The following is a 24,982-nucleotide window of genomic DNA, read 5'->3' on the forward strand; positions in this document are numbered from 1 at the left end:
CATGTCCCATTTCACAGCCCCCATCGCCGAACAGATCTGGGATATGAAATACCGTTTCAAACAGGCCGACGGCACGCCCATCGACGTATCGGTCGCGGATACATGGCAGCGGATCGCCAAATCCTTGGCCGCGGTCGAGGCCGACCCGCAGGCATGGGAAGGAAAATTCTATGACGCTCTGGCCGATTTCAAATACCTGCCCGCAGGCCGGATCACGGCGGGGGCCGGCACCGCGCGCTCGGTGACTTTGTTCAATTGCTTTGTCATGGGCACCGTGCCGGACAGCATGGGCGGCATCTTCGACATGCTCAAAGAGGCCGCGCTGACCATGCAGCAGGGCGGTGGCATCGGCTATGATTTCTCGACCATCCGCCCCAAGGGCGCGTCCGTGCTGGGTGTGGCCGCCGATGCCTCTGGCCCCTTGTCCTTCATGGATGTCTGGGATGCGATGTGCCGCACGATCATGTCGGCCGGGTCACGCCGGGGTGCCATGATGGCCACGATGCGCTGCGACCACCCCGATATCGAAGCTTTCATTGTCGCCAAATCCGACCCCGCGCGCCTGCGGATGTTCAACATGTCCGTGCTGATCACCGATCCGTTCATGGCGGCGGTGAAATCCGGTGGCGACTGGGATCTGGTCTTTGACGGGCAGGTCTACAAGACGCTGAAAGCGCGCGATCTTTGGGATGCGATCATGCAATCGACCTATGATTACGCCGAACCGGGCGTGATCTTCATCGACCGCATCAACCAGATGAACAACCTGAATTACTGCGAAACCATCGCGGCGACAAACCCCTGCGGCGAACAGCCCCTGCCGCCCTATGGCGCCTGTCTGCTGGGATCGATCAACATGGCGCGGCTGGTCAGCGACCCGTTCAGCGATCACGCGAAACTTGACGCAGATGCGCTGACCGATCTGGTCGCGACCGCCGTACGGATGATGGATAATGTCGTCGATGCCTCGCGTTTCCCGCTGCCCGCACAGCAACAAGAAGCGAAAAACAAGCGCCGCATCGGGCTGGGTGTCACTGGGCTTGCCGATGCCTTGCTGATGGTCGGGCTGCGCTATGGCTCTGAAGAGGCGGCAGCACAGACCGACGCCTGGATGCATGCGATTGCGCGGGCGGCCTATCTGGCTTCGGTCGATCTGGCCAAGGAAAAAGGCGCCTTTCCGCTGTTCGACGCCGACGCATACCTCGCCAGCGGTGCGATGCAGCAGATGGATACCGATGTGCGCGAGGCGATCCGCACCCACGGCATTCGCAACGCATTGCTGACCTCCATCGCGCCGACAGGCACGATCAGCCTTTATGCAGGCAACGTCTCATCGGGGATCGAGCCTGTCTTTGCCTATGCCTATACCCGCAAAGTGCTGCAAAAAGACGGCAGCAAGACCGAAGAAGAAGTCGTCGATTACGCCGTGCAGATGTGGCGCGACCTCAAAGGCGATGCGCCGCTGCCGGATTATTTCGTCAATGCGCAAACGCTGGCCCCGCTCGATCACGTCCGCATGCAGGCGGCCGCACAGAAATGGATCGACAGCAGCATTTCCAAAACCATCAACTGTCCCGAAGACATCAGCTTTGATGCGTTTAAAGAGGTCTATATGGCCGCCTGGGACCAGGGCTGCAAAGGCTGCACGACCTACCGGCCCAATGATGTGACCGGCTCGGTGCTGTCGGTCTCGGAAGAAAAACCGCAACTTCTTTTTTCTGAAAATACTCCCGCCGGAGGCGACCCGGCAGGGTCTGATGTCACCAGCCCCGGCGGCGAAGTGATCTATATGTCCGAACCGCTGGATCGGCCGCAGGAACTCGAAGGTGCGACCTATAAACTCAAATGGCCCGACAGCGAACATGCGATCTATATCACGATCAACGATCTGATCGTGGCGGGCCACCGCCGCCCGTTCGAGATTTTCATCAATTCCAAGAATATGGAACATTTCGCCTGGACCGTGGCGCTGACGCGGATGATCTCGGCGGTGTTCCGGCGCGGCGGCGATGTGACCTTCGTGGTCGAAGAATTGAAAGCCGTCTTCGATCCGCGCGGCGGGGCCTGGATGCAGGGCAAATATGTGCCGTCAATCCTTGCCGCCATCGGCGGGGTGATCGAGCGGCACATGGTCGCGATCGGCTTTCTCGCGGGCGAGGGCTTGGGGCTCAAGACTGACCCGACGGCAGATGTGGTCGCCTTGCAGGGCGGCAAGCGGGGCAAGGCCTGTTCGTCCTGCGGGTCCTATGATTTGCGGATGATCGAAGGCTGCATGACCTGTGCCTCTTGCGGCCACTCGAAATGCGGCTAAGGCGTGCCATGACCCGGATCACATCAACCAGGCATGGTCCGGATCGGCGATGAAACGCCATTTGCGCAACGGCCCGGCCATGACGTTGAGATAATACATCTCATAACCATGGGGCGCCGCGCAGGGGTGATGGCCACGCGGCACCAGAACGACATCATGGTTCTTGACGGTCATCGTTTCATCCAGCGTGCCGTCATCGGTATAGACGCGCTGGATGCCAAACCCCTGCGGCGGGTTCAGGCGGTGGTAATAGCTTTCTTCCAGATAGGTGATGCGGGGGTAATCATCCTCGTCGTGGCGGTGGCTTGGATAGCTGGACCAATTGCCCGCAGGGGTGAATACTTCGGTGACCAGCAGGCTTTCGGCCACATCGGCGTCTTCCATCGCGATATTGTTGATCCAGCGGGTGTTCGACCCGTCGCCGCGCTGGGTCAGGGTGATACCGTCAGGCCCAAGCCGGCGCGCGGGATAATCGCCCCGGCCCGGCGCAAGGCAGATGGCCACAGTGCAGGCGGTGGTTGCCGTGACCTCCCAGCTTTGCGCGGGAGGAATATAGAGACAATGCGGCGCAGTCTTTTCAAAGACATCCATCCGGTCGCCCAGAACGCCCCAATCCTGTCCGGCCGCCTGCACCTGCGCATGGCCTTCGACCATGACAAGGATCGCTTCGCGGTCTTTGGTCAGGCCAGTGGCCGCGGCCCCCGGCGCCAGCCGGTGCAGTTCAAACCCGACATAGCGCCAGCCTGCGTTTTCAGCTGTGATCGCATGGACCAGCCCCTCGCTTGCCAAGGGCTTGCGCAGCAAATCCGCCATTACACCGTTCCGCCCAATGATCCTTCGAGGGCGGCCATTTCCTGCCCGCCTGCCATCAGATCCTGCAGCGCCTCTGGCGTGATCTCGCCGCGTGCGGCCGTGCCCAGCGTCTTGCCGCGGTTCAGCACCGTGAACCGGTCGCCCACTGCCATCGCATGGCGCACGTTATGGGTGATGAAAACGATCCCGATCCCGGTCTTGCGGACGCGGTCGATGGTGGACAGCACATTGGCGGTCTGGCGCACGCCCAGCGCAGAGGTCGGCTCGTCCAGGATCAGCACCTTGGCGCCGAAATGCACGGCGCGCGCGATGGCGACCGTTTGCCTTTCACCGCCCGACAGGGTGCCAACCGCCTGATTGGGGGACCGCAGATTGATCCCCATCTTGCGCATTTCGGACATTGTCACGTCATTGGCGGCCTTGAAATCCATGAATTTGAACGGACCGACCTTGCGGATCGGTTCGCGGCCCATCCAGAAATTGCGGGTCACGCTCATCAGCGGGATCATGGCCAGATCCTGATAGACGGTGGCGATCCCCGCCTCCATCGCGTCGCGCGGGCTGTCAAAATGCATCGCCTTGCCGCCGAACAGGATTTCACCGCCCGTGGGCTTATGCACCCCGGCCATCGTCTTGATAAAGGTCGATTTGCCTGCGCCATTGTCGCCCAGCAAACAGTGACATTCACCGGGGCGGATGTCGAAGCTGACGCCGTTCAGCGCGATCACAGCGCCGAAATGCTTTTCGATATTGCGCATTTCGATGATGGGTTCGGTCGTCATATCAACGCTCTCCCGTGATGATGCGGCGGATATATGTGTTCAGGATCACGGCAAACAGCAAGATCACCCCCAGGAACACGCGGAACAGGCTGGATTCGACGCCGGCAAAGAACAGGCCCTGCTGCACCACGCCAAAGATCAGCGCGCCAAGGGCGGCCCCGATGACCGACCCATAGCCTCCGGTCAGCAAGGCGCCACCGATGACCACGGCGATGATCGCCTCGAATTCTTTCAGCAGGCCGCGATCCGCGCCCGCCGATCCGAATTCGATCACCTGACAGGTGGCAAAGACGCAGGCGCAAAAGGCGGTGAACATGAACATCTGGATTTTGACACGGTTGACGGGAACGCCGACATAGCGCGCGGCCTGCGCATCGCCGCCCGCGGCAAAGATCCAATTGCCGAATTGGGTGCGCGTCAGGATGATATGGGCGATGGCCACAAGCCCCAGCGCCCAGATGATCAGCATCGGGATCCCGTCGACGACCGGCTGCCCGGCGCGGGTACCACGCGAAAAGACTTCGATCACGCCCAGATCGCCCAGCCAGATGAAGAACCCGCCGCCCACCTTGCCGCCGAACAGCGGGGCAAGCCAATCGCCCTCGGCTGCCTCAGAGATGCCGCCGATGATGGTGCGGCGTTCGATCAGCTGGGGGAAAAAGATGGTAAAACCGCGCAGAATGAACAGAAAGGCCAGTGTCACGATAAAACTGGGCAGGCCGGTGCGCACGACGATGATGCCGTTCAGCGCGCCGATGGCAATGCACAGCACGAATGTCAGTATGATCGCGACCCAGATCGGCCAGCCCAAAGTGACCGAGATGATGGCAATCGACATGCCGGCAAAGCCGATCATGGACCCCACGCTCAGGTCGAATTCGCCCGCGATCATCAACATGCAAGCCCCGACGGCGATGATCATGAATTGCGCGGAAACGGTGGACCAGTTCAGCACGCCCTGTGCGTTGAACATGCCGCTGTCACCGGCAAAGATGATGAAAAAGGCGAAGACAGCGATCGTGCCGACAATCGCGCCCAGCTCTGGCCGGATCAGGGCTTTTCTGAGCTTCGAGGTTTCCTTGATACGTTCGTCGACGGTCGCGTCCGGATTGGACATCGTAAGACCCTTCCCTTTTTGCGCAATTGGAAAAGGCGGGCGCTGATGTCAGCGCCCGCCCTGATGTCGCGGTTTAGCGGTATTCGCCAGCCAGGTCAGCCACCAGACCCAGCGCATCGGCTGTCACGAAGCCGGGGCCAGAGTTGATGTTGTTGCCGGGCAGCACGCCAAAGCGGTGGTAATTGGTCAGCACCACGACCGGCAGATAGGCCTGCAGGAACGGCTGCTGGTCGATGCCCCATTGGATCACGCCATCGCTGATCGCCTGCACGATATCGCCACCCAGATCGAAGGTGCCAAAGTAGATATCACCGGCAAGGCCCATCTGGTCCAGCGCCAGAATGGTCGGATCAGCCGAGGTCGGCCCGAGTGTCAGAACCGCATCCGTATCGGGATTGGCGTTCAGATAGGCCATCACGCGGTTCTGGATTTCCGATGGATCCTGGCCGCTGTCGATCATCTGGTTGCCCAGCGGCACACCCAGACCATCGGCAAAGCCTTGGCAGCGTTCGGTCGAGGCAGGCTGCGCGATATAATGGTTCACGCAAAGGAAAGATCCGACCCCGTCGCCTGCGGCGCGCTGACCGGCGGCAAAACCTGCATCATATTCAGGCTGGCCGACATACATCATCGCGCCGACTTCGCGTGCCTGTGCGGGCGTGCCAGAGTTGATGATGATCACCTCGATACCGGAATCGACCGCATTGCGGATCGGGCCGGACAAGACGTCGAAATCCGCCAATGTGGTGATGATCCCGTCGGGCGCGCTCGCGGCGGCCTGTTCGATGATCCGCGCCATATCGGCAAGGTCACCAGTGGGCGGGTTGCGGTATTCGACCGTCACGCCCATCTGTTCGCCACCAAGGGCGAGACCGTTCTTGATTGTGTTCCACCAGCTGTCGCTGTCAGGCGCATGGCTGACCAGCACATAGCGTTCGCCCTCGGCCATCGCGGCATTGGCGCTGATCATCGTGGTAGCCGCGACCACAGCGATCGTCACTGTCTTCATGACTGCTTTCATAATGTCCTCCCAAACAGGTTGCGAGCGAATCTGGTTCCTCCCATGACGCCCGTCCAAAACTGTAGGAGTCTTTTTTATCAATTGCAACCGGTTGCAAAAAAGCATGGATAAATGTTTATTCTTGCATAGGCAGAGATGTATTAGAAACCTTCTGAGCCAGATGGATAGCCGGATATGACAGTAACGCTGAAAGAGGTAGCGCTTCGCGCGGGTGTATCGCGCTCTGCCGTGTCGCGCACCTTTACCGAAGGGGCGTCTGTGTCCACCAAGACCCGGGCAAAGGTCGAAAAGGCCGCGATTGAACTGGGATATAGCCCCAATGCTTTGGCATCCTCGCTGACCACCGGGCGGACCAAGCTGATCGGGCTGGTGTCCAACAACTTTCACAACCCGCTGTTTCTGGAAGTCTTCGATCTGTTCACGCGCGGTTTGCAGGAACGGGGCTTGCGGCCTTTGCTGGTCAATCTGAGCGCTGAAACCGATCCCGCAAATTCGGTGCGGATGCTGCGGCAATATTCCGTGGACGGGGTGATCGTCGCGTCATCGACCTTGCCGCCCAGCTTTGCCGAGGCCTTTCGCAACGTGGGCATCCCTGTGGTCCATTCCTTTGGGCGCTACACATCCAGCCCGCATGTGCATGTCGTGGGCATCGACAACATCGCCTGCGGGCGGATGGCGGCTGCGGCGCTGGTCGCACGCGGGCACAAACGTGTGGCCTTTTTGGGTGGTCCGAAAGGCGCCACATCGACCGAGGATCGCGCCAAAGGGTTTCTGGACGCGCTCTCTGCGCATCCTGATGTCGAGGTCGGGATCAGCTATGCCAGCGCCTATTCCTTCGATGCTGGCCGTGCAGAAATGATCCGGCTGCTGCAAGACACCCCCGCCGAGGCCTATTTCGGCGGCGATGACGTGCTGTCCATCGGGGCGCTGTCAGCGGTGCATGATGCCGGGTTGCGGGTGCCAGATGATATCGGTTTCATCGGTTTGAACGATATGGCCATGGCGCGCTGGCAGAACATCAACCTGACGACCATCCGCCAGCCGATCGCTGAAATCATTGCCTCGTCGATCGATCTGGTGATCGGGACCATCGCTGACCCCAACCGTCACCCAGAAACGCGGCTGTTTCCTTGCAGCATTGTGGAACGTGGCACGCTGCGTTTGCCCTAGCGAAACATCGGTGGGCGCGCATCGGTCCAAGCGCCATCCGCCTTGGCAGAGGCGACACTGGCATAAACCGCCGCCATCGAGCGCAAGCCGTCCTCGGCCAAGGGCAACCCGTCGCTGCTGCCGCCGCGGATCGCCGCTGCCAGATCGACATAGATATTGGCGACCGCCAGCGGGAACCCCTCGGGATGGGCAATCGCCACACGGCTCAGGCGCGCGGCATCCGAACAAAGCCCGGATTCGCCTTTTTCCATGATCTGGGTGCGCCCGCCCACTGGCGTGTAATAGACCTGATTGGGCTGTTCGGAGGCCCAGCGCATCCCGCCGGTTTCGCCGAAAATCTGGATATCGAAACCGTGCTGCCGCCCGATGGCCACGGAACTGGTCCATAACCGCCCGACCGTGCCGCCCGCCATGCGGAAATTGACCATGGCGTCATCTTCGAGCACGCGGCTGGCGATGGTCGATGCGAAATCGGCGGATACCTTTTCCACCTCATCGCCCACGATAAAGCTGGCCATATGCAGCGCATGGATGCCGCAATCGGCGAATTGCCCCGACACGCCCGCCATCGCGGGATCATAGCGCCAGCGCACGCGGGGGTTATCCGCATCCGTCGCGTCACCGTGGTGACCGTGGCTGAAATTGGTGACCACCAGCCGCACCTTGCCGATCTCGCCGGCGCGGACCATGGCGCGCATCTGGCGGACCATCGGATAGGCGGAATAACAATAATTCACCGCACAAATCTTGCCCGCCGCGCGGGCGGTGCGGACGATATCCTCGCCCTGTTCGACGGTCATTGTCATCGGCTTTTCGCACAAGACGTGAAAGCCGGCTTCCAGAAAGGCCTTGGTGATCTCGTAATGGGTGGCATTGGGGGTGGCGACGGTGACCAGATCAATCCGGTCCTCGCGCGCTGTTTCGCCCGCCAGCATTTCGCGCCAATCGCCATAGGCGCGGTCAGCGGCGACCCCAAGGCTTTGCGCATAAGCGCGGCCCTTGGCGGGGTCCGCATCAAGCGCTGCCGCCGCCAGATTGAAATTGCCGTCCGCCTGCGCGCCAAGCCGATGCGCCGGTCCGATCTGGCTGCCTTCGCCGCCGCCGATCATGCCCCAATTCAATTTCATCATTGCCCCTAGAACCCGATGCTTTGCAGATATTCGCGATTGGCCCGCGCATCCGTGACAGGCGAGACATCCAGCGTCGGGTCGCAATCCTGTTCCACCGTGCACCAGCCGCTAAACCCGTGATCCAGCAGGATCTGGCGGACAGACGCGAAATCCACATCGCCCTGGCCCAGATTGCAGAAAATACCCTGCCCGCAGGCCTCGTAGAAACCGGTGCCATTGGCGATGGCGGCGGCTTTGACTGCAGGGTCGATATCCTTGAAATGCATATAGGATATCCGGTCGATATGACGGCGCATGAACGCCACCGGATCAAAGCCGGCATAGGAATGATGGCCGGTGTCGAAACAGATTTTCAGGATGTCTTCGGGCACTTCATCCAGCAGGCGTTCCAGTTCCGGTTCGAAATCAATGAAACCGGCGGCATGGGCATGGATGCCCACGGTCAGCCCGTAATCCTCGGCTCCGATCCGCGCAACATGGGCGATCCGGTCACGAAAAGCGGCCCATTCGGCGGCATCCATCTGTTCGGCATCCGCCGCACGGCCCGCAGTTGGCGCGCGACGCGGCGAGATGCTGTCGATCAGCACAAGATGCTGCGCGCCATGCGCGACCAGCGCCTTGCAGGTGCGCACGGCCCCGTCCAGCACATTGTCCCATTGCGCGCGGTCATGAAAGGCGCGGAACACGACGCCGCCGATCAGTTCCAGTTCGTTTTCGGCCAAAGCATCGGCCAGCACGGCAGGGTCTTCGGGCATGAAACCGACAGGGCCCAGTTCGATCCCCTTATAGCCCGCCTGCGCACATTCGCGCAGCACGTTGCGCCAGGGCGGATTGCGCGGATCATCGGGGAATTCGACGCCCCAGGAACAGGGGGCATTGCCAATGCGGATCGTCATGAAGAAGGGGCCTTTCAGCTATGGGAAACGGAATGCCAGCGGCCATCAGCGGCCGAGGCGAAAGCGGTCTCGATCACCTGGGCGACGGCCAGACCGTCACGAAAGGTCGGCCAGACCGGCTGGCCGCTTTGGATCGCATACAGGAAATCGCGGGCCTCGATGGTGATCTGGTCCTGATAGCCGGTGCCATGCCCCGGCCCTTGGCAGAAGGGCAGATAATCGGGATGTGCGGGACCGGTCAGGATCTTGGTAAAACCGCGTGTCGGCTCTGGTCCTGTCGCTTGATACAGCCAGACCGCGTTCTGGTCTTCCTGATCGAAGCGGATCGCCCCTTTGGTGCCGTGGATTTCATAGGCATAGCCCATCTTGCGCCCTGTCGCCGCACGGCTGAAATACAAATGCCCCATCACGCCCGAGGCGAAGCGGACCATCATCTGGCCGTGATCATCATTATCGACGCTGACCGGCCCCTCCGGTCCGGGGCGGGTTGGATGGATGGTGTCGACCTTGGCCGAAAGCTCGGCGATATCGCCCAGCAGGGCGACCGCGCAATTGATCATATGCGGTGCCAGATCGCCCATGCAGCCATTGGGCCTGCCGAAACAGCGCCAATTGGCCTGCATGGTGGGATCAGCCAGAAAATCCTCGGTATGTTCGCCGCGAAACCATGTCACCTCGCCAATCGCGCCCTCGGCCAGCAATTGGCGCACGAATTGCGTCGCGGGCGTGCGGATATAATTGAACCCGACCATATTGGGCAGGCCAGAGGCCTCTGCCGCCGCGACCATCGCTTTGGCATCGGCCAGCGACGCGCCCAGCGGCTTTTCGCAGAACACCGGCTTGCCAGCGGCAAAGGCAGCTTCGGCGATGGCGCGATGCGTGGTCTGGGGGGATGCGATGACGACCGCCTCGACCTCGGGGTGGGCGACAAGGGCGCGCCAATCGTCAGCAGCATGGGCAAAGCCAAAGGCGGCGCGATACCTTTCGGACGATTCGGGTGTCGATCCGGCCACGACCGCGAGCCTGGGGCGCAGTGCCGTGTTGAAAACCGCCCCGACGGCGGACATTGCGACGGCATGGGCTTTGCCCATGTAACCGCCCCCGACAAGGCCGATCCCGATCTCTGTCATGATTCGTGCTCTCCCCACCATGATCCGGTTGCAACCGGTTGCAAAATTGTTATCTTGAGTCGCAAGGCGGCGCAACCAGCAATCCGCGCAGCACCTTGAGGGAGGATTATATGACCACCACCGGCGCGACCATCCGCCTGACGACCGCGCAGGCCATTATACGCTATCTCGTGAACCAGTTCATCGAGATCGACGGCGTCGAGACCCGTATCTGTGGCGGCGGCTTTGGCATTTTCGGCCATGGCAATGTCCCCTGTCTGGGCGAGGCGCTTTATCCTGTGCAGGATATCCTGCCGCTCTATCGCGGGCAGAATGAACAAAGCATGGGATTTGCCGCTGCGGCCTATGCCAAATACCATCTGCGACGGCGGTTCATGCTCTGCACCGCCTCTGCCGGGCCGGGGACGGCGAACCTGTTGACCGCAGCCGCGCTGGCCCATGCCAACCGCTTGCCGATGCTGATGCTATGCGGTGATACGTTTCTGACGCGCCTGCCGGACCCGGTGCTGCAACAGCTTGAACATTTCGGCAATCCGACGATGGGCGTCAATGATGCGTTCAAGCCGGTCAGCCGCTATTGGGACCGGATCACCCATCCCGCCCAGATCATCCAGTCGCTGCCCGCGGCATTGGCCACGATGCTGGACCCGGCCGATTGCGGGCCTGCCTTTCTGGCGCTGCCGCAGGATGTGCAGGGCTGGGCCTATGATTATCCGACCAGCTTTTTCGCGCGCCGTGTGCACCGCATCCGCAGCCAGATGCCCGATGCGCGTGAACTCGCCGATGCCGCAGCTCTGTTGGCGGGGGCCAAGCGGCCAATGATCATCGCCGGTGGCGGTGTGCAATATGGCGATGCTGTGGCGGAGCTGACCGCCTTTGCCCAAAGCCATGCCATCCCCGTGGTCGAAACCATCGCGGGGCGTGCCAATCTGCTGGCGGATCATCCGCTGAATATCGGGCCAATCGGTGTGACTGGGTCCGACAGCGCCAATGCGATTGCGGCGCAGGCGGATGTGATCTTGGCCGTCGGCACGCGCTTGCAGGATTTCACCACCGGATCATGGACCGCCTTTGCCAAAGAGGCGCAGATCATCGGGCTGAACGTGGGCCGCCATGATGCGATCAAACATCTGTCATTGCCCTTGGTGGGGGATGCAAAGGTGGCCCTGCCCGCGCTGGGCGCCGCGCTGGATGGCTATGTCGCGCCGCAGGGCTGGACCGCCGAGGCGCAGGACCACCGCAAGACCTGGGATGCTTACGTCGCGGATAATGTCGCCCATGGCAACCGGCCCAATTCCTATGCGCAGGCCATCGGCGTGGTGAATGCGCTTTGCGACAAACGCGACCGCGTGGTCACCGCCGCTGGCGGTCTGCCCGCCGAGGTGACGGCAAACTGGCGCACGCTGGATATCGGCACGGTCGATGTCGAATTCGGCTTTTCCTGCATGGGCTATGAAATCGCGGGTGGCTGGGGCGCGCGGATCGCGCAGGCCGAACAGGAACCCGATCATGATACCATCGTGCTGGTGGGGGATGGCAGCTATCTGCTGATGAATTCGGATATCTATTCATCCGTCCTGACCCAGAAAAAGCTGATCGTTCTGGTCTTGGACAATGGCGGCTTTGCGGTCATCAACAAGCTGCAGAACAACACCGGGCAGGATAGTTTCAACAATCTGATCGCGGATTGCCCGACCGTGCCCGCACCTTTCGCCGTGGATTTCGAGGCCCATGCAAGGTCCATGGGGGCCGATGCCGTGACCGTCGCCAACCCCGCAGAGCTGGGCGAGGCGTTCTTGCGCGCGAAAGCCGCTGACAAGACCTGCGTCATCGTCATGCAGGTCGATCCTTACGAGGGCTGGACCACCCAAGGCCATGCCTGGTGGGAGGTCGGCACGCCACAAGTGTCCGAAACCGCCTCTGTCCGCGCCAAACATGCCGAGACCGAGTCCGGCCGTGACCGCCAGCGGCAGGGGGTGTGACATGAAACTCAGCGGCAACCGCTTTGTTATCATCGGGCGGGCGGGGATGGATTTCTACCCCGACCCGCCCGGCACCAAAACCGAAGAGGCCACGCAATTCTTTGCCTGCCTTGGCGGATCATCCGCCAATATCGGCGTGGCGATCCGCAAATTGGGCGGGCAGGTGGATCTTGTCACTTGCGTATCCGACGATGCAATCGGGCGCTTTGCGCTGAACCAGCTGGATCATTACGGCATTGGCCGTGCCCATGTCCGGTCTGTGGGCGGCGAGGCGCGCAATTCGCTGGCCGTCGTCGAAACACGGATCGAGGATCATCAATCGGTGATCTATCGCAACGGGGCCGCCGATTTCGAGATGAATGACGCGGATGTCACCGCCGTGGATTACGCAGCCTATGATGCGCTGATCACCACCGGCACGGTCTTTGCGGCAGAACCGTCGCGCAATGCCACGTTTCTGGCCTTTGATCTGGCCAAGGCGGCGGGATTGCCGCTGATCCTTGATATCGATTACCGCCCCTATTCATGGGCATCGGCCGAAGAGGCGGCCCAGGTCTATTCCCGCGCCGGGGCCATGTGCGACGTGATCATCGGCAATGATGTCGAATTCGGGTTCATGGCGGGGGATTATGACCGCGGTCTTGATAAGGCCCGCGAATTGGTCGCCAAAGGCGCCAGCCTGGCCGTCTACAAAATGGGTGAAAAGGGGGCCATCACCATCACCCCGCAGGGCGAAGTGACCACCGGTATCTTCCGCACCAAGGCGCTGAAACCGACCGGTGCGGGCGACAGCTTTCTGGGTGGCTTTGTTGCGGGGCTGGCGGATGGCTTGGCCCTGCGCGACGCGGTGCTGCAAGGCTCTGCCGCGGCTGCGATGGTCGTGTCGCGCGTCGGCTGCGCCCCCGCCATGCCGACACGCGCAGAGCTTGACGCGTTCTTGCACGCCAATGCCGATAGAAAGGACGCCCATGCATATTCCACCCCATGACAATGCCAACCAGCCCATCGTGGATATCGATCACCCGCTGGTGCCTTATGTCTATTTCAACATCATCCGCCTGACAGCGGGGCAGCATTTCGACTATCGCGTGGCGGGCTATGAAACCTGCATCGTGCCTGCGACCGGCACGGTGACGGTGGAAACCGCAGGCGAAACATTCGCCGATATCGGCCATCGCGGTGCGGATGTCTGGGATGGTGATCCCGAAGGCGTCTATATCCCCACCGATGCCGCCGCACGGATCACCGCGCTGACCGATTGCGAGGTCTTTATCGCAGGCGCGCAATATGGCGAAACGCTGACGCCCTTCGCCGTGCGCGCCGCCGAGATCGACCTTGTCCAATATGGCAGCGACGACACAAAAACCCATCGCAAGATCAAACATATCCTTGGCGCCGCCCATCATGACCGCGTCGGCCGTTTGCTGGTGTCGGAGCTTTACACCGTGGGCGCGGGGGGCTGGTCGGGCTTTCCCAGCCATAAACACGACACTGACCGTCTGCCCGATGAAACCCGGCATGACGAATGCTATAATTTCCGCTTTAAGCCCGATTACGGATCGGGCCTGCAAATGCTGCAACGCCTCGATAATGAACCGGGGGATGCCTATCACATCATGAACCGGTCCACCGTGCTGATCGACAAGGGCTATCACCCCTGCTGCGTGCTGCCGGGATACGAGATGTATTATTTCACCATCCTTGGTGGGCAATCGCAGCGCAGCCTCAAGCAATATTTCCAACCCACGCATGCCGCGCAATTGCACACGATCCCCGGCATCATGGATATGGTGGCAAAGTTCAAATGACCCTCAAAACTCTGGCAGAGGTCCTGCAACCCGCCATCCGCGATGGCTATGCCGTGCCCGGTCTGGTCTGTCTGGGCTGGGAAGACATGCGCGCCTATGTGATGGCCGCCGCCGCCGAACGCGCCCCCGTGATCTTGCAGGCAGGGCCAAGCTGCCGCGCGCATACGCCACTGCCGGTTCTGGGTGCGATGATGCGCCATCTGGCGGCCAGCGTCGATGTGCCGGTGGTCGTGCATCTGGACCATGGCTATACCTATGACGAATGCCGCGCGGCGCTTGATGCCGGTTTCACCTCGCTGATGTATGATGGATCGCGCAAGCCCTTGGCGCAGAACATCGACGAGACCGCCCGCATCGCCGAACTGGCCCATGCGGCGGGTATTTCCTGCGAAGGCGAGATCGGTTTTGTCGGCTATGCGGGGGGTGAAAATTCCGCTGGCACCGATCCGGCCGAGGCGGCGATCTTTGCCCGCGACAGCGGGGTGGATGCGATGGCGATCTCTGTGGGCAATGTGCATCTGCAAACCGACCATGAAGGCGGGCTGGACGAACCCCGGATCCGCGCCATCGAGGCGCTAAGCGATGTGCCCTTGGTTATTCACGGCGGATCGGGCGTGCCCTATGCGCAGCGTCTGGCGCTGGCGACAGGGTCGCGGATCGCCAAATTCAACATCGGCACCGAATTGCGTGTGGCCTTTGGCACCGCCCTGCGCGATGCGGTGAACGCGGATCCCGCGCGCTTTGACCGGGTAAGCATATTGAAAGAAACACATGACCCCGTGATGACCGCCGCGCGCGCCGTCATTCGCGGGCTCGGCGCATCGGGGAGAGCGTGAGATGCTGAAGATCGGAATACTCGGCTGTGGCCGCATCGGACAGGTCCATGCAAGCAGCATCAAGGCGCTGGACGGCGCGCGTGTCGTGGCCGTGGCCGATGCGCTGCCCGCCGCCGCCGAGGCGCTGGCACAAAGTACCGGCGCGCAGATGCGCGATGTCGCGGCGATCATCGGGGCGGATGATATCGACGCCGTGGTGATCGGCACCCCGACCGATACGCATTTCGACCTGATCCAGCGCGCGGCCGCCGCCGGCAAGGCGATTTTCTGCGAAAAGCCTGTCGATATGTCCGTCGACAATATCCGCGCCTGTATCGATATGGTCGGGCAGGCGGGCGTGACCTTTCTGACCGGTTTCAACCGCCGCTTTGACCCCAATTTCGCCGCCCTGCGCGCCCGGATCAAGGCGGGCGATATCGGTGCGGTGGAACTGATCTGCATCACCTCGCGCGATCCCGCCCCGCCGCCTGTGTCCTATATCGCGCGCTCTGGCGGGTTGTTCCGCGATATGATGATCCATGATTTCGATATGGCGCGTTTCCTGATGGGCGAAGATTTCGTGCGCCTGCATGCGATGGGCAGCGCGCTGGTCGATCCCGCGATCGGGGCGGCGGGCGATGTCGATACCGCTGCCGTGATCCTGACCACGGCCAGCGGGCGCATCTGCCAGATTTCCAATTCGCGCCGCGCCAGTTATGGCTATGATCAGCGGATCGAGGTGCATGGCGCGCTGGGTATGTTGCGCGCTGAAAACCAGCTGGAATCCACCGTGGAAATCGCGACCAAGGCCGGTTTCCGCCGTGACCCCGCGCAGCATTTCTTTCTGGAACGCTACGAGGCGGCCTATCTTGCCGAAATGCGCGCCTTTATCGCGGCGGCCACGGGCGGTGCGCCTGCTGATCCGGGCATCGTGGACGGGTTGCAGGCGCAGATATTGGCGGATGCGGCCACGCTGTCGCGTGAAACCGGCCAGCCCGTGGATTTGCCCGCCGCCTAATCCTTGCTGTCTGGTCGCCAGTTCAGCACCAGATGCCAGACCAGATACCCGCCGATGGCCGCGAAAAGATAGGCCCAGATCATATTGCCAAGGTTCCATTCCACCCCCGCCCAGACAAAGGGCACCGCTACAATCAGATAGCGGCGCCAGGCGGGGCGGTAAAACGGATGGTTCGGGTCAATCAGGCGCATATCGCTTTGTCACATGACAGGGCCGCAGTGGCAAGCTGCGGCCCTGTTGCATCATGCGATCTGGCGTGCGGCCAAGGCATTCAGCGCATCATCCAGCGCCTCTGGCGTCCAGCCTTGCTGGACCGCATCGCGCAGGATGTCTTTTTGGGTGCGCGGGGCCAGCCCGCCAACAGGCGGGTCGCGGTCAAGATTGGTGGGGAAGGAATAACCTTCGGCCGTGGCGTTCAAGACCGCATCGCGGGCGGCCGGGGGCAGGTCCGTCTGGCAAAGGGCGGGAAAGACCGCGCGGCACATCGCGGCGCGATCCACGCTTTCCATGGCCCGTCCAAAGGCGGATGAGACCTGCAACAGATTGACCATCCGGTGGATATCGGCGCTGGCATTGCTGCCTGCCGCATGAAACAGCGCGGGGTTGAAAAACACCGCATCGCCCTTGTCCAGAGGCAGCTGGACGCAATGCGTCTCAAAATGGGCGCGGAAATCATCGCGCCGCCAGGCCGCATAGCCGGGACGGTAAAGCTGCGAGAACGGCAATAGCTTGGTGGGGCCGGATTCAATCGACATATCGCAATGCGCGATCCCGCCTTGCAGCGTCATCAGCGGTGACAGATCATGCACATGCGCGGGATAGGTCGCGCTGATATCGGCGGTCTGAAAACCCAGGTGATAGTCGCGATGCGCCCGCTGGGCCTGTCCGCCCGGATGCACAAGGTTGATCTGCGCGGTCATCTGATATTGCGGGCCAAGCCAGGCTTCGCAGGCGGCATCAATGGCGGGGCTTGCGAAATAGCGGGTGAAAACATCGGGGGCGGCGATGGCCAGCTTTTGCAGCGAATTCCAGATCCGGTCATTGCTGCCTGCCGCGGCGAAATGATCGGCAGCGGCACCACCCTCGGCGCGTTCGGCGGCGATGATCTGCATATAAGCCGCCGTGGCCGCATCAATCGCGGCATGATCGGTGCAGGCCTGGCGCAGTACGAACACGCCGGCGCCGCGCTGTAAGATCCCCGCCCATTCCGCCATCAGCACCTTGCGGGCCTGCGCGCTGTCCAGATGCGCGGCCAATGCCGTCATATCATAGACAGGTATATTCTTGGGGGCGGCGGTCGCATTGGGAATCGTGGACATATCGATTGTCTGTCCGGTCAATGCGGCGAAATCCGCCAGATCGCAGGCTGCTTGGTCATAAAAACCGGTTCCATGTGGTGTGGCATCCAAGGTCATCGCGCTCTCCTATGCGTGGGATAAGGGCAGCTTAGCGGATGCGGGCTTGTGCCGATCACAAAAACACATCAGAAACACATCAATGACACATCGTTTCCCGATCAAGGAAATCGCCCGCCAGGCCGGGCTGGGAACGGCGACCGTTGACCGCGTGCTCAATAACCGTGCCTATGTCAGCCCGCAAAGCCGCAACCGCGTGGCCGCCGCTTTGCGCGAATTGAAAGCACAGGAATCGCAGCTGGCCAGCCGCGGCCGCAGTGTCATTCTGGATGTGATCGCCGAAGCGCCGCTGCGGTTTTGCCGCGAGATCCGGATCGCGGCCCAAGCCGCCGCCAGCGCGATGCCGGGGGTCGCAGTGCGATTGCGTTTCCAGCTGCAAGAGACAATGACCGAGGCCGAGACCTTGGCGGCGCTGGCACGGATCGCAAAGCGGGGCAGCAGCGGCATTTGCCTCAAGGCGCGCGACACGCCGCCGCTGCGCGCGGCCATCGCGGATTTGGCCAGCGCGCGGATCCCGGTGTTCACGCTGGTCACCGATCTGCCCGGCAGCGCGCGGCATGGCTATTTCGGTCTGGACAATGCCGAGGCCGGGCGCACCGCTGCCTATCTGCTGGCGCAAAGCCTGCCCGATGACAGCGCCACGATCCTGACCTCGCGCAGCCAAGACGCCTTTCGCGGCGAGACGGATCGTTTTACCGCGTTTCGCGACCTGATCACGGCGTTGAAACCGGCGGTGCGGATCATTGACGCATCGGGCGGGGCGGGCATGACGGCCACGACCAGCGCGCAGCTGGACAAGATCCTGACAGGCCGCGTGCGTATTGATGGCGTCTACTCCATGGGCGGCGGCAATGCGGCGATCCTGCGCACGATGGCGGCGCATGGCCAGCGGCCACGGGCCTTTGTCGCGCATGATCTTGATCGCGAAAATACCCAGCTGCTGCGCAATGGCGCGATCGGTTATGTGTTGCACCACGACCTTGGTCGCGACATGGCGACCTTGTTCGAGGCGGCTATCAATGGGGCCAGCACCGCGATCCCGGTCGCAAGCGCATCCAGCGACTTGCAGATCATCACGCCTTACAACCTGCCGCGCTTTGCGTAACGCGGGCGCGGCGCCGATCTGCACCGCAAAGAGACAGGCTGAAAATTGCCGCATTTCGCGCCAGCCGCCGCAGTTTGCCACTTGGCAAGTCCGCCCCGAGCGGTCAAAGGACAGATATGATGCGGCGCCCTATCAGATATGCGTGGAACCAGTTTCGCTATGTGCCGTTGCTGTCGGTCCTGACGTGGTCGCGCGCGCGGCGGTTCGACAAAAGATCCCGTGCCTTGGGCGCGGCCATCGGTTTCGTGATGCGGTGGTTTCCGCCCGCGCGCTGGCGGTTTGACCGTCAGGTCCGGCGCGTGTTTCCCGATATGGATCGCCAGGCGCGCGCAAATCTGGGGCAGGCAATGGGCCGCGCCATGGGCCAGACATTGTTTGAAATCTATCATTGCGCCGAATTCCAGTCGCGTCAGGATAAATTCCATGCCGCAGGGCCGGGGCTTGCCGCGCTGGTCGCTGCGCGGGATGCAGGCAAAGGCGCGCTGATCGTCTCGGGGCATTTTGGCCAATGGGAAGCCGTGCGCGCGGTGCTGAAGATGCAGGGCATGGAAACCGGGGCGATCTATCGCCGCCAGCCCAATCCGCATTACCAGCGCCGGTTGCGCGCGGGCATCGAGGCGGGGGGCCTGCCGATCCTTGAAACCGGACGGGCGGGCACGAAATCGCTGATCCGGCATTTGCGGACGGGGGGGTTCATGGCGATCCTGCTGGATGAAAAACATGCCGACGGCACGGCGCTGCCATTTCTGGGCCATCCGGCGATGACCTCGCTTGCGGCGGCGGAACTGGCGCTGAAATACGACCTGCCGATGGTGCCGGCCTTTGGGTTGCGCCGGCCCGATGGCGAAAGTTTCGAGGTCATCTTCGAGACCCCGATCCCGCACAGCGATCCGGTGACGATGACACAGGCCTTCAACGACAGCCTGTCGGCGCGAATCCTGGCGCATCCGGACCAATGGTATTGGATGCTGCGGCGCTGGGACAAACCCCGCCGATAGGCTGCGGCGCGTGGCAGGCCGCGCCGACAGCAACGTTTTTTCAGTTTCTCATGGATAAAGCGGGCATTTTCCTGCATCATCGGCGCAGCCAGACCGACCAGGAACGAAATCTATGACACTCTCTGTCCCGAACATGAAATCATGTACGGATTGCCCGATCCGTTACAATGCGGTCTGTTCCAAATGCGAACCCGAAGAAATCGACCTTTTGGAACAGATCAAATATTACCGGTCCTATGCAGCAGGGCAGACCGTGTTTTTTGCGGGCGATCCGTTGGAATTCGTCGGATCCATCGTCTCGGGGGTGGCCAGCCTGACGCGCACCATGCCCGATGGGCGGGTGCAGATGGTGGGTCTTTTGTTGCCTGCCGATTTCATGGGGCGGCCCAATCGCGATACGATTGACAATGATATCGTCGCGGAAACCGACCTGATGCTGTGCTGTTTCCGGCGCAAACCGTTCGAAAAGCTGATTGAGCAAACCCCCCATGTCGGCCAGCGCCTGCTGGAAATGACGCTGGATGAATTGGACGCCGCGCGCGAATGGATGCTGGTGCTGGGGCGCAAAACGGCGCGCGAAAAGATCGCCTCGCTGCTTTATATGATCGCGACGCGCATGGTGAAGCTGAAACCCGGCGCGCCCGAAAAGGTCTCTTTCATGCTGCCGATCACGCGTGAGACGATGGCGAATTACCTTGGCCTGACGATTGAAACCGTCAGCCGCCAGATGACCGCGCTAAAGAAAGACGGCATCATCGCCTTTGATGATCGCCGCGATATCAAGGTGCCCGATCTGGACGCGCTCAAGGCCGAAACCGGCGAGGATGTCTATTCCTGATGCCTGAGGGCAGGGCGTGTCGCTGACCGCCCTTTTGCCGGGTGCGGCGGGGTGAACCCCGTCCTACCGTGACATCAAGATGGGCCGATCTGCCTGTTCCAGCAGGCTGCGGGTGGCGCCGCCGAACACGGCTTCGCGCAGGCGCGAATGGCCATAGGCGCCGCTGATGATCAGCTGCGCACCAACCTCGCGGGCGCGGCGCAGCAGGATTTCACCGACATGCGGTTCGGTCTTGGCCAGCACCGCGACCTCTGATCTGGTGCCGTGGCGCATCAGATATTGCGCCATCGCCCCGCCCGGATCGGACCGGTCGGCGGCATGCATCGGCGGGTCGATGATGCAGATATCGGCGACATCGGCCTGTTGCAGCAAGGGCAGCGCGGCGCGCGCAGCGGCCAAAGCCTCGGCCCCATCGTTCCAGCCCATCAGCACATGACCGCCCGCATCGGGGGCCTTGCAGCCTTTGGGGATCATCAGCACCGGGCGTTCAGCGGAAAAAAGGCAGGCCTCGACCAAAGCTTCGGCATCGGGATTGTCCTGATAGGGGCGCGGCAGCACCACCAGATCGGAAAACCGCAATTTGCGCGCCAGATAGGCGGTCAGCGCCGGCCCCTGCACGGTCGCGGATTGCAGCGCCCAGCGGACCGGTTCGCCCTGCATCCGGTCATTCACCCAAGCATCAAGCCGGATACGTTCGGCCATGGCGTCGCGGGTCTGACGTTCGATGTTCAGCGCCTCGGTGCCCATGTAATAGGTATTCGTCTCGCTGTGGCAGATGGTGACCACGAATATTTCCAGATGCGTATCCAGCCGCGCGGCCAGCGCAATCGCCGCGTCGAGCCCTTCGGTCGATGTGTCGCTATCCGTCAAGACGGTTGAAATGATCTTATATGCCATCGGTCTGGCCCTTCCCCGTCGCAATCCTTGTCAGGGGGCGATCGTTCGCGCAAACCGCTCCTTATCTTCGTCTATGACGCGTCGCGCGGCGCGATGCATTGATCCATATCAACCGCGATGTTGATCCACATCAACGACCGCCGCGGCAGAGAACCGCATAACCCCAGCATCGACAAAGGATCGGGCCGTGTTCGGGCGCGATGTATCAAGGGGAATTCCATGGGGAATTATTTCAAACTTGCGGCATTGGGGACCATCGCCCTGTTTGCGGCCATGGCAGCGAATTGGGGGCGTGACGCGGCCTATATCGTGCATGCCATCATCATTCTGGGCGTGTCCGGTTTCATGTTCATCCGCGTTCTGCGCCAGATGGAACAACCGGCCATGCCCACGCCGACCGGCTATATGGACGATGTGGTCCGGGCCGGGGTGGTGGCGACGACGCTTTGGGGTGTCGTCGGTTTTCTGGTGGGCGTGATCATCGCCTTCCAGCTGGCCTTTCCGCAGCTCAATTTCGAAGTGCTGCAACCCTATGGCAATTTCGGACGCCTGCGCCCGCTGCATACTTCGGCGGTGATTTTCGCCTTTGGCGGCAATGCGCTGATCATGTCATCATTTTACATCGTGCAGCGCACCTGTGGCGCGCGGCTTTGGGGCGGTAACCTCGCGTGGTTCGTGTTCTGGGGATATAACCTGTTCATCGTGCTGGCCGCGACGGGCTATCTTTTGGGGGCCACGCAATCCAAGGAATATGCCGAACCCGAATGGTACACCGACCTGTGGCTGACCATTGTCTGGGTTGCGTTTCTGGCGGTCTTCCTTGGGACTCTGTTCAAACGGCAGGAACGGCACATCTATGTTGCCAACTGGTTCCTGCTGGCCTTCATCGTCACCGTGGCGATGCTGCATATCGTCAATAACCTGAGCATCCCTGTCAGCATCTGGGGCAGCAAATCCGTGCAGATCTTTTCGGGTGTGCAGGATGCGATGGTGCAATGGTGGTATGGCCATAACGCGGTGGGCTTTTTCCTGACCGCCGGGTTCTTGGGGATGATGTATTACTTTGTCCCCAAACAGGCCGGCCGTCCGGTCTATAGCTACAAGCTGTCGATCATCCACTTTTGGGCGCTGATCTTTCTGTATATCTGGGCCGGTCCGCACCATTTGCATTACACGGCTTTGCCGGATTGGGCCTCGACCTTGGGCATGGTGTTTTCGATCATCCTGTGGATGCCCAGCTGGGGCGGCATGATCAACGGTCTGATGACCCTGCAAGGGGCCTGGGACAAGCTGCGCACCGATCCGATCATCCGCATGATGGTCATCAGCCTTGCCTTCTACGGCATGTCCACATTCGAGGGTCCGATGATGTCGATCCGCGCGGTCAACAGCCTGTCGCATTACACCGACTGGACCATTGGGCACGTGCATTCGGGGGCCTTGGGCTGGAACGGCATGATCACCTTTGCCGCGCTGTATTTCCTGACACCGAAACTTTGGGGGCGCGCGCAGATGTATTCCATGTCCGCGATCAACTGGCACTTCTGGTTGGCGACGATCGGCATCATCCTTTACGCCGCCTCGATGTGGGTGACCGGCATCATGGAAGGCCTGATGTGGCGTGAAGTCGATGCCAACGGGTTCCTGGTGAACAGCTTTGCCGACACCGTTTCCGCCAAATTGCCGATGTATGTGGTGCGAGGCTTGGGTGGGGTTCTCTACCTGGCAGGCGGGATCATCATGGCCTGGAACATCTACATGACGATCCGGGGTGGCGTGAAAGTCACCGCCCCGGTCGGCGTGCCAGCAGAATAGGAGACCGCCAAATGGCCAAGAATCCAAAAATCATGGATGCGGAAAAAGACCCCAAGGTCAGCACTTTGTCGGATTTCCCAGATGAAATTCCAAATGAACTGCCACATCAGACAGGGTTTCTGAACCGCCACCAGATCCTTGAACGCTCGCCCACCTTGCTGCTGGTCTCTTCGCTGGTGGTGGTGGCAATCGGTGGCCTGGTGGAAATCGTGCCGCTGTTCTATCTCGAAAACACCATCGAAAAGGTCGAAGGGGTACGGCCTTATTCACCGCTCGAACTGGCGGGGCGCGATGTCTATATCCGCGAGGGCTGTTATCTGTGCCATAGCCAGATGATCCGCCCGATGCGCGACGAGGTGGAACGCTACGGCCATTATTCGCTGGCGGCGGAATCGATGTATGACCATCCGTTCCAATGGGGGTCCAAACGCACCGGGCCCGATCTGGCCCGCGTGGGGGGAAATATTCGGATGCCTGGCATCTGGACCACCTGATCGCGCCGCAATCGGTGGTGCCGGAATCGATCATGCCGGGCTATGCCTATCTGCTCGATAGCTATGTCAACGCCGATTACACCGCCGATCTTGTGCGCACCCATAGCATCGTGGGCGTGCCCTATACCGAGGATATGATCACGCTCGCCGCCGCCGATGTGCTGGCGCAGGCGGATCCTGATACCGACGCTTATGACGATCTGCTGGAACGCTATCCCGGCGCGCAAATCCGCAATTTCGACGGCCGCCCCGGCGTGTCGGAAATGGATGCGCTGATCGCCTATCTGCAAATGCTGGGCACCACGGTCGATTTCTCGACCTTCACCCCAGACGCCAGCCGGTAAGGAGCGGATGATGGAAATGCCAACACTTTTGCAGCAGATCGCCGATAACTGGCTGCTGGTCTGGATGGGCACGTTCTTTCTGGGCGTGATCCTCTGGGTGATGCGGCCCGGCAGTCGCAAGCTTTATAGCGATACCGCCAATATTCCGTTCCGCAACGAGGACCGGCCGGTCAACCCAGACCACCCAAAGGAGCCGCAGCCATGAGCAACACCGACAAAAAAGACGTCGACGACGTTACCGGCACGGATACAACCGGCCATAGCTGGGACGGCATCAAGGAATTGAACAACCCGCTGCCGCGCTGGTGGCTCTGGACGTTCTATATCACCATCATCTGGGGGATCGGCTATACCGTGGCCTTTCCGGCCTGGCCGCTGATCAGTTCGGCCACATCGGGGATGCTGGGCTATTCGACACGCGGTGAAGTCGCGCAAGAGATTGCCCGCTTTCAGGATGCCAATGCCGATATCATGGCCGAACTTGCCGTCGCCGATCTAGAGACGCTGGACCAGAACCCCGAGCTGATGCGCTTTGCCACTTCGGCCGGGGCGGCGGTGTTCCGCAACAATTGTTCGCAATGCCACGGCTCGGGTGCAGCAGGCGCTGTGGGCTATCCCAACCTGCTGGATGATGATTGGCTGTGGGGCGGTGATTTTGAAAACATCGCCTATACGATCCGCCACGGCATCCGCAACGAGGAAGACTGGGACGCGCGCTATTCCGTCATGACCGCCTATGACGACATCCTGTCGAATGGCGAGATCGACGCCGTGGTGCACCATGTGCTGGCGATTTCGGGACAGAGCCATGACGCGACATTGGCCGCGGCTGGCAGCGAATTGTTCCTGGATAATTGTGCGGCATGCCACGGCGACGAAGGCAAAGGCGACCGCAACCAGGGCGCGCCCAATCTGACCGATGCGATCTGGCTTTATGGGGGCGATGCCGCCACGCTGGAAGAAACGATCCGCTATGCGCGCTTTGGCGTCATGCCGCCCTGGGGCAGCCGCCTGTCAGAGGCTGAAATCCGCGCTGTCACCGCCTATGTCCATCAGCTTGGCGGCGGTGAATAAGGTTCACGC

At 61.3% G+C, this 24,982-nt stretch carries 23 protein-coding genes and 1 pseudogene; 14 read left to right on the top strand and 10 right to left on the bottom strand.

The genetic code is table 11. The features are described from left to right. Position 1: 1 nt before the first annotated feature. The gene (locus LOKVESSMR4R_RS02990) at positions 2-2,311 is read left to right on the top strand and encodes an adenosylcobalamin-dependent ribonucleoside-diphosphate reductase (RefSeq protein ID WP_087206240.1); all 2,310 of its coding nucleotides are present in this window, start codon (positions 2-4) and stop codon (positions 2,309-2,311) included. Positions 2,312-2,329: 18 nt separating this feature from the next. Here the strand turns inward: LOKVESSMR4R_RS02990 and iolB are convergent, their stop codons facing one another. The 4 genes from iolB to LOKVESSMR4R_RS03010 form a co-directional block, all read right to left on the bottom strand. Then, positions 2,330-3,124, bottom strand: a complete 795-nt coding sequence (gene iolB / locus LOKVESSMR4R_RS02995) for a 5-deoxy-glucuronate isomerase (protein WP_087206241.1) — start codon at positions 3,122-3,124, stop codon at positions 2,330-2,332. Then, positions 3,124-3,906 (bottom strand): ATP-binding cassette domain-containing protein, encoded by a 783-nt coding sequence (locus LOKVESSMR4R_RS03000; protein WP_087206242.1) that lies wholly within the window; start codon positions 3,904-3,906, stop codon positions 3,124-3,126. The genes iolB and LOKVESSMR4R_RS03000 overlap by 1 nt, the downstream gene beginning before the upstream one ends. A gap of 1 nt (position 3,907) precedes the next feature. Further along, positions 3,908-5,023 (bottom strand): ABC transporter permease, encoded by a 1,116-nt coding sequence (locus tag LOKVESSMR4R_RS03005; protein WP_087206243.1) that lies wholly within the window; start codon positions 5,021-5,023, stop codon positions 3,908-3,910. Positions 5,024-5,096: 73 nt separating this feature from the next. Continuing rightward, complete coding sequence (locus LOKVESSMR4R_RS03010; protein ID WP_157898106.1) at positions 5,097-6,044, bottom strand: sugar ABC transporter substrate-binding protein; 948 nt, start codon at positions 6,042-6,044, stop codon at positions 5,097-5,099. 174 nt (positions 6,045-6,218) lie between these two features. Here LOKVESSMR4R_RS03010 and LOKVESSMR4R_RS03015 point away from each other — a divergent pair, with 174 nt between their 5' ends. Continuing rightward, positions 6,219-7,214: a LacI family DNA-binding transcriptional regulator gene (locus LOKVESSMR4R_RS03015; protein WP_087206244.1), complete on the top strand. Its 996-nt coding sequence runs from the start codon at positions 6,219-6,221 to the stop codon at positions 7,212-7,214. Here LOKVESSMR4R_RS03015 and LOKVESSMR4R_RS03020 read toward each other — a convergent pair. From LOKVESSMR4R_RS03020 to LOKVESSMR4R_RS03030, 3 genes are read right to left on the bottom strand one after another with little or no spacing between them, the layout of a single operon-like run. After that, the gene (locus LOKVESSMR4R_RS03020; RefSeq protein ID WP_087206245.1) at positions 7,211-8,344 is read right to left on the bottom strand and encodes a Gfo/Idh/MocA family protein; all 1,134 of its coding nucleotides are present in this window, start codon (positions 8,342-8,344) and stop codon (positions 7,211-7,213) included. The two genes, LOKVESSMR4R_RS03015 and LOKVESSMR4R_RS03020, sit on opposite strands and share 4 nt — an antisense overlap. A 5-nt stretch (positions 8,345-8,349) precedes the next feature. After that, a complete protein-coding gene (locus LOKVESSMR4R_RS03025) occupies positions 8,350-9,240 on the bottom strand; it encodes a TIM barrel protein (protein WP_087206246.1) in 891 nt (296 codons plus the stop codon). A gap of 14 nt (positions 9,241-9,254) precedes the next feature. Further along, positions 9,255-10,370, bottom strand: a complete 1,116-nt coding sequence (locus tag LOKVESSMR4R_RS03030; protein ID WP_204248712.1) for a Gfo/Idh/MocA family protein — start codon at positions 10,368-10,370, stop codon at positions 9,255-9,257. Positions 10,371-10,480: 110 nt separating this feature from the next. Between LOKVESSMR4R_RS03030 and iolD the strand changes: the two genes are divergently transcribed. The 5 genes from iolD to iolG are packed head-to-tail and all read left to right on the top strand — an operon-like array spanning position 10,481 to position 15,993. Next, on the top strand, positions 10,481-12,352 hold the full coding sequence (gene iolD, locus LOKVESSMR4R_RS03035; protein WP_087206248.1) for a 3D-(3,5/4)-trihydroxycyclohexane-1,2-dione acylhydrolase (decyclizing): 1,872 nt from the start codon (positions 10,481-10,483) through the stop codon (positions 12,350-12,352). A 1-nt stretch (position 12,353) separates the two neighbouring features. After that, positions 12,354-13,340, top strand: a complete 987-nt coding sequence (gene iolC, locus LOKVESSMR4R_RS03040; protein ID WP_087206249.1) for a 5-dehydro-2-deoxygluconokinase — start codon at positions 12,354-12,356, stop codon at positions 13,338-13,340. Next, positions 13,321-14,160 (top strand): 5-deoxy-glucuronate isomerase, encoded by an 840-nt coding sequence (locus tag LOKVESSMR4R_RS03045; protein ID WP_087206250.1) that lies wholly within the window; start codon positions 13,321-13,323, stop codon positions 14,158-14,160. Before iolC ends, LOKVESSMR4R_RS03045 begins: the two co-directional genes overlap by 20 nt. After that, the gene (locus LOKVESSMR4R_RS03050; protein WP_087206251.1) at positions 14,157-14,996 is read left to right on the top strand and encodes a class II fructose-bisphosphate aldolase; all 840 of its coding nucleotides are present in this window, start codon (positions 14,157-14,159) and stop codon (positions 14,994-14,996) included. Before LOKVESSMR4R_RS03045 ends, LOKVESSMR4R_RS03050 begins: the two co-directional genes overlap by 4 nt. Position 14,997: 1 nt before the next feature. After that, positions 14,998-15,993 (top strand): inositol 2-dehydrogenase, encoded by a 996-nt coding sequence (gene iolG / locus LOKVESSMR4R_RS03055; RefSeq protein ID WP_087206252.1) that lies wholly within the window; start codon positions 14,998-15,000, stop codon positions 15,991-15,993. Here iolG and LOKVESSMR4R_RS03060 read toward each other — a convergent pair. Together LOKVESSMR4R_RS03060 and LOKVESSMR4R_RS03065 are read right to left on the bottom strand one after the other, a co-directional pair. Beyond that, a complete protein-coding gene (locus tag LOKVESSMR4R_RS03060; protein ID WP_087206253.1) occupies positions 15,990-16,184 on the bottom strand; it encodes a hypothetical protein in 195 nt (64 codons plus the stop codon). The two genes, iolG and LOKVESSMR4R_RS03060, sit on opposite strands and share 4 nt — an antisense overlap. A gap of 51 nt (positions 16,185-16,235) precedes the next feature. Beyond that, positions 16,236-17,408, bottom strand: coding sequence for a phytanoyl-CoA dioxygenase family protein (locus LOKVESSMR4R_RS03065; protein WP_087206254.1), 1,173 nt, complete (start codon positions 17,406-17,408; stop codon positions 16,236-16,238). A gap of 82 nt (positions 17,409-17,490) precedes the next feature. On the opposite strand from LOKVESSMR4R_RS03065, the gene LOKVESSMR4R_RS03070 reads away from it, so the two are divergent. From LOKVESSMR4R_RS03070 to fnrL, 3 genes are all read left to right on the top strand, one after another. Further along, entirely contained in the window at positions 17,491-18,513 is a 1,023-nt protein-coding gene (locus LOKVESSMR4R_RS03070; protein WP_087206255.1) for a LacI family DNA-binding transcriptional regulator, read from the top strand. 116 nt (positions 18,514-18,629) lie between these two features. Next, on the top strand, positions 18,630-19,511 hold the full coding sequence (locus tag LOKVESSMR4R_RS03075) for a lysophospholipid acyltransferase family protein (protein WP_087206256.1): 882 nt from the start codon (positions 18,630-18,632) through the stop codon (positions 19,509-19,511). A 112-nt stretch (positions 19,512-19,623) separates the two neighbouring features. Continuing rightward, positions 19,624-20,349: a transcriptional regulator FnrL gene (gene fnrL / locus LOKVESSMR4R_RS03080; protein WP_087206257.1), complete on the top strand. Its 726-nt coding sequence runs from the start codon at positions 19,624-19,626 to the stop codon at positions 20,347-20,349. 63 nt (positions 20,350-20,412) lie between these two features. Here the strand turns inward: fnrL and LOKVESSMR4R_RS03085 are convergent, their stop codons facing one another. Next, complete coding sequence (locus tag LOKVESSMR4R_RS03085) at positions 20,413-21,246, bottom strand: universal stress protein (RefSeq protein WP_087206258.1); 834 nt, start codon at positions 21,244-21,246, stop codon at positions 20,413-20,415. Between the two features lie 219 nt (positions 21,247-21,465). Between LOKVESSMR4R_RS03085 and ccoN the strand changes: the two genes are divergently transcribed. From ccoN to ccoP, 4 genes and pseudogenes are all read left to right on the top strand, one after another. Continuing rightward, positions 21,466-23,061 (top strand): cytochrome-c oxidase, cbb3-type subunit I, encoded by a 1,596-nt coding sequence (gene ccoN, locus LOKVESSMR4R_RS03090; RefSeq protein WP_087206259.1) that lies wholly within the window; start codon positions 21,466-21,468, stop codon positions 23,059-23,061. Positions 23,062-23,072: 11 nt separating this feature from the next. Further along, positions 23,073-23,899: pseudogene (ccoO, locus tag LOKVESSMR4R_RS03095) on the top strand (cytochrome-c oxidase, cbb3-type subunit II). Positions 23,900-23,909: 10 nt separating this feature from the next. Continuing rightward, positions 23,910-24,104 carry a cbb3-type cytochrome oxidase subunit 3 gene (locus LOKVESSMR4R_RS03100; RefSeq protein WP_087212491.1) on the top strand — a complete coding sequence of 65 codons (195 nt, stop codon included), beginning with the start codon at positions 23,910-23,912 and terminating at the stop codon, positions 24,102-24,104. Beyond that, positions 24,101-24,973, top strand: coding sequence for a cytochrome-c oxidase, cbb3-type subunit III (gene ccoP / locus LOKVESSMR4R_RS03105; protein WP_087206260.1), 873 nt, complete (start codon positions 24,101-24,103; stop codon positions 24,971-24,973). The genes LOKVESSMR4R_RS03100 and ccoP overlap by 4 nt, the downstream gene beginning before the upstream one ends. The last annotated feature ends 9 nt before the right edge of the window (positions 24,974-24,982 follow it).

This window comes from Yoonia vestfoldensis (assembly GCF_002158905.1).
GTDB classification, from domain to species: domain Bacteria; phylum Pseudomonadota; class Alphaproteobacteria; order Rhodobacterales; family Rhodobacteraceae; genus Yoonia; species Yoonia vestfoldensis_B.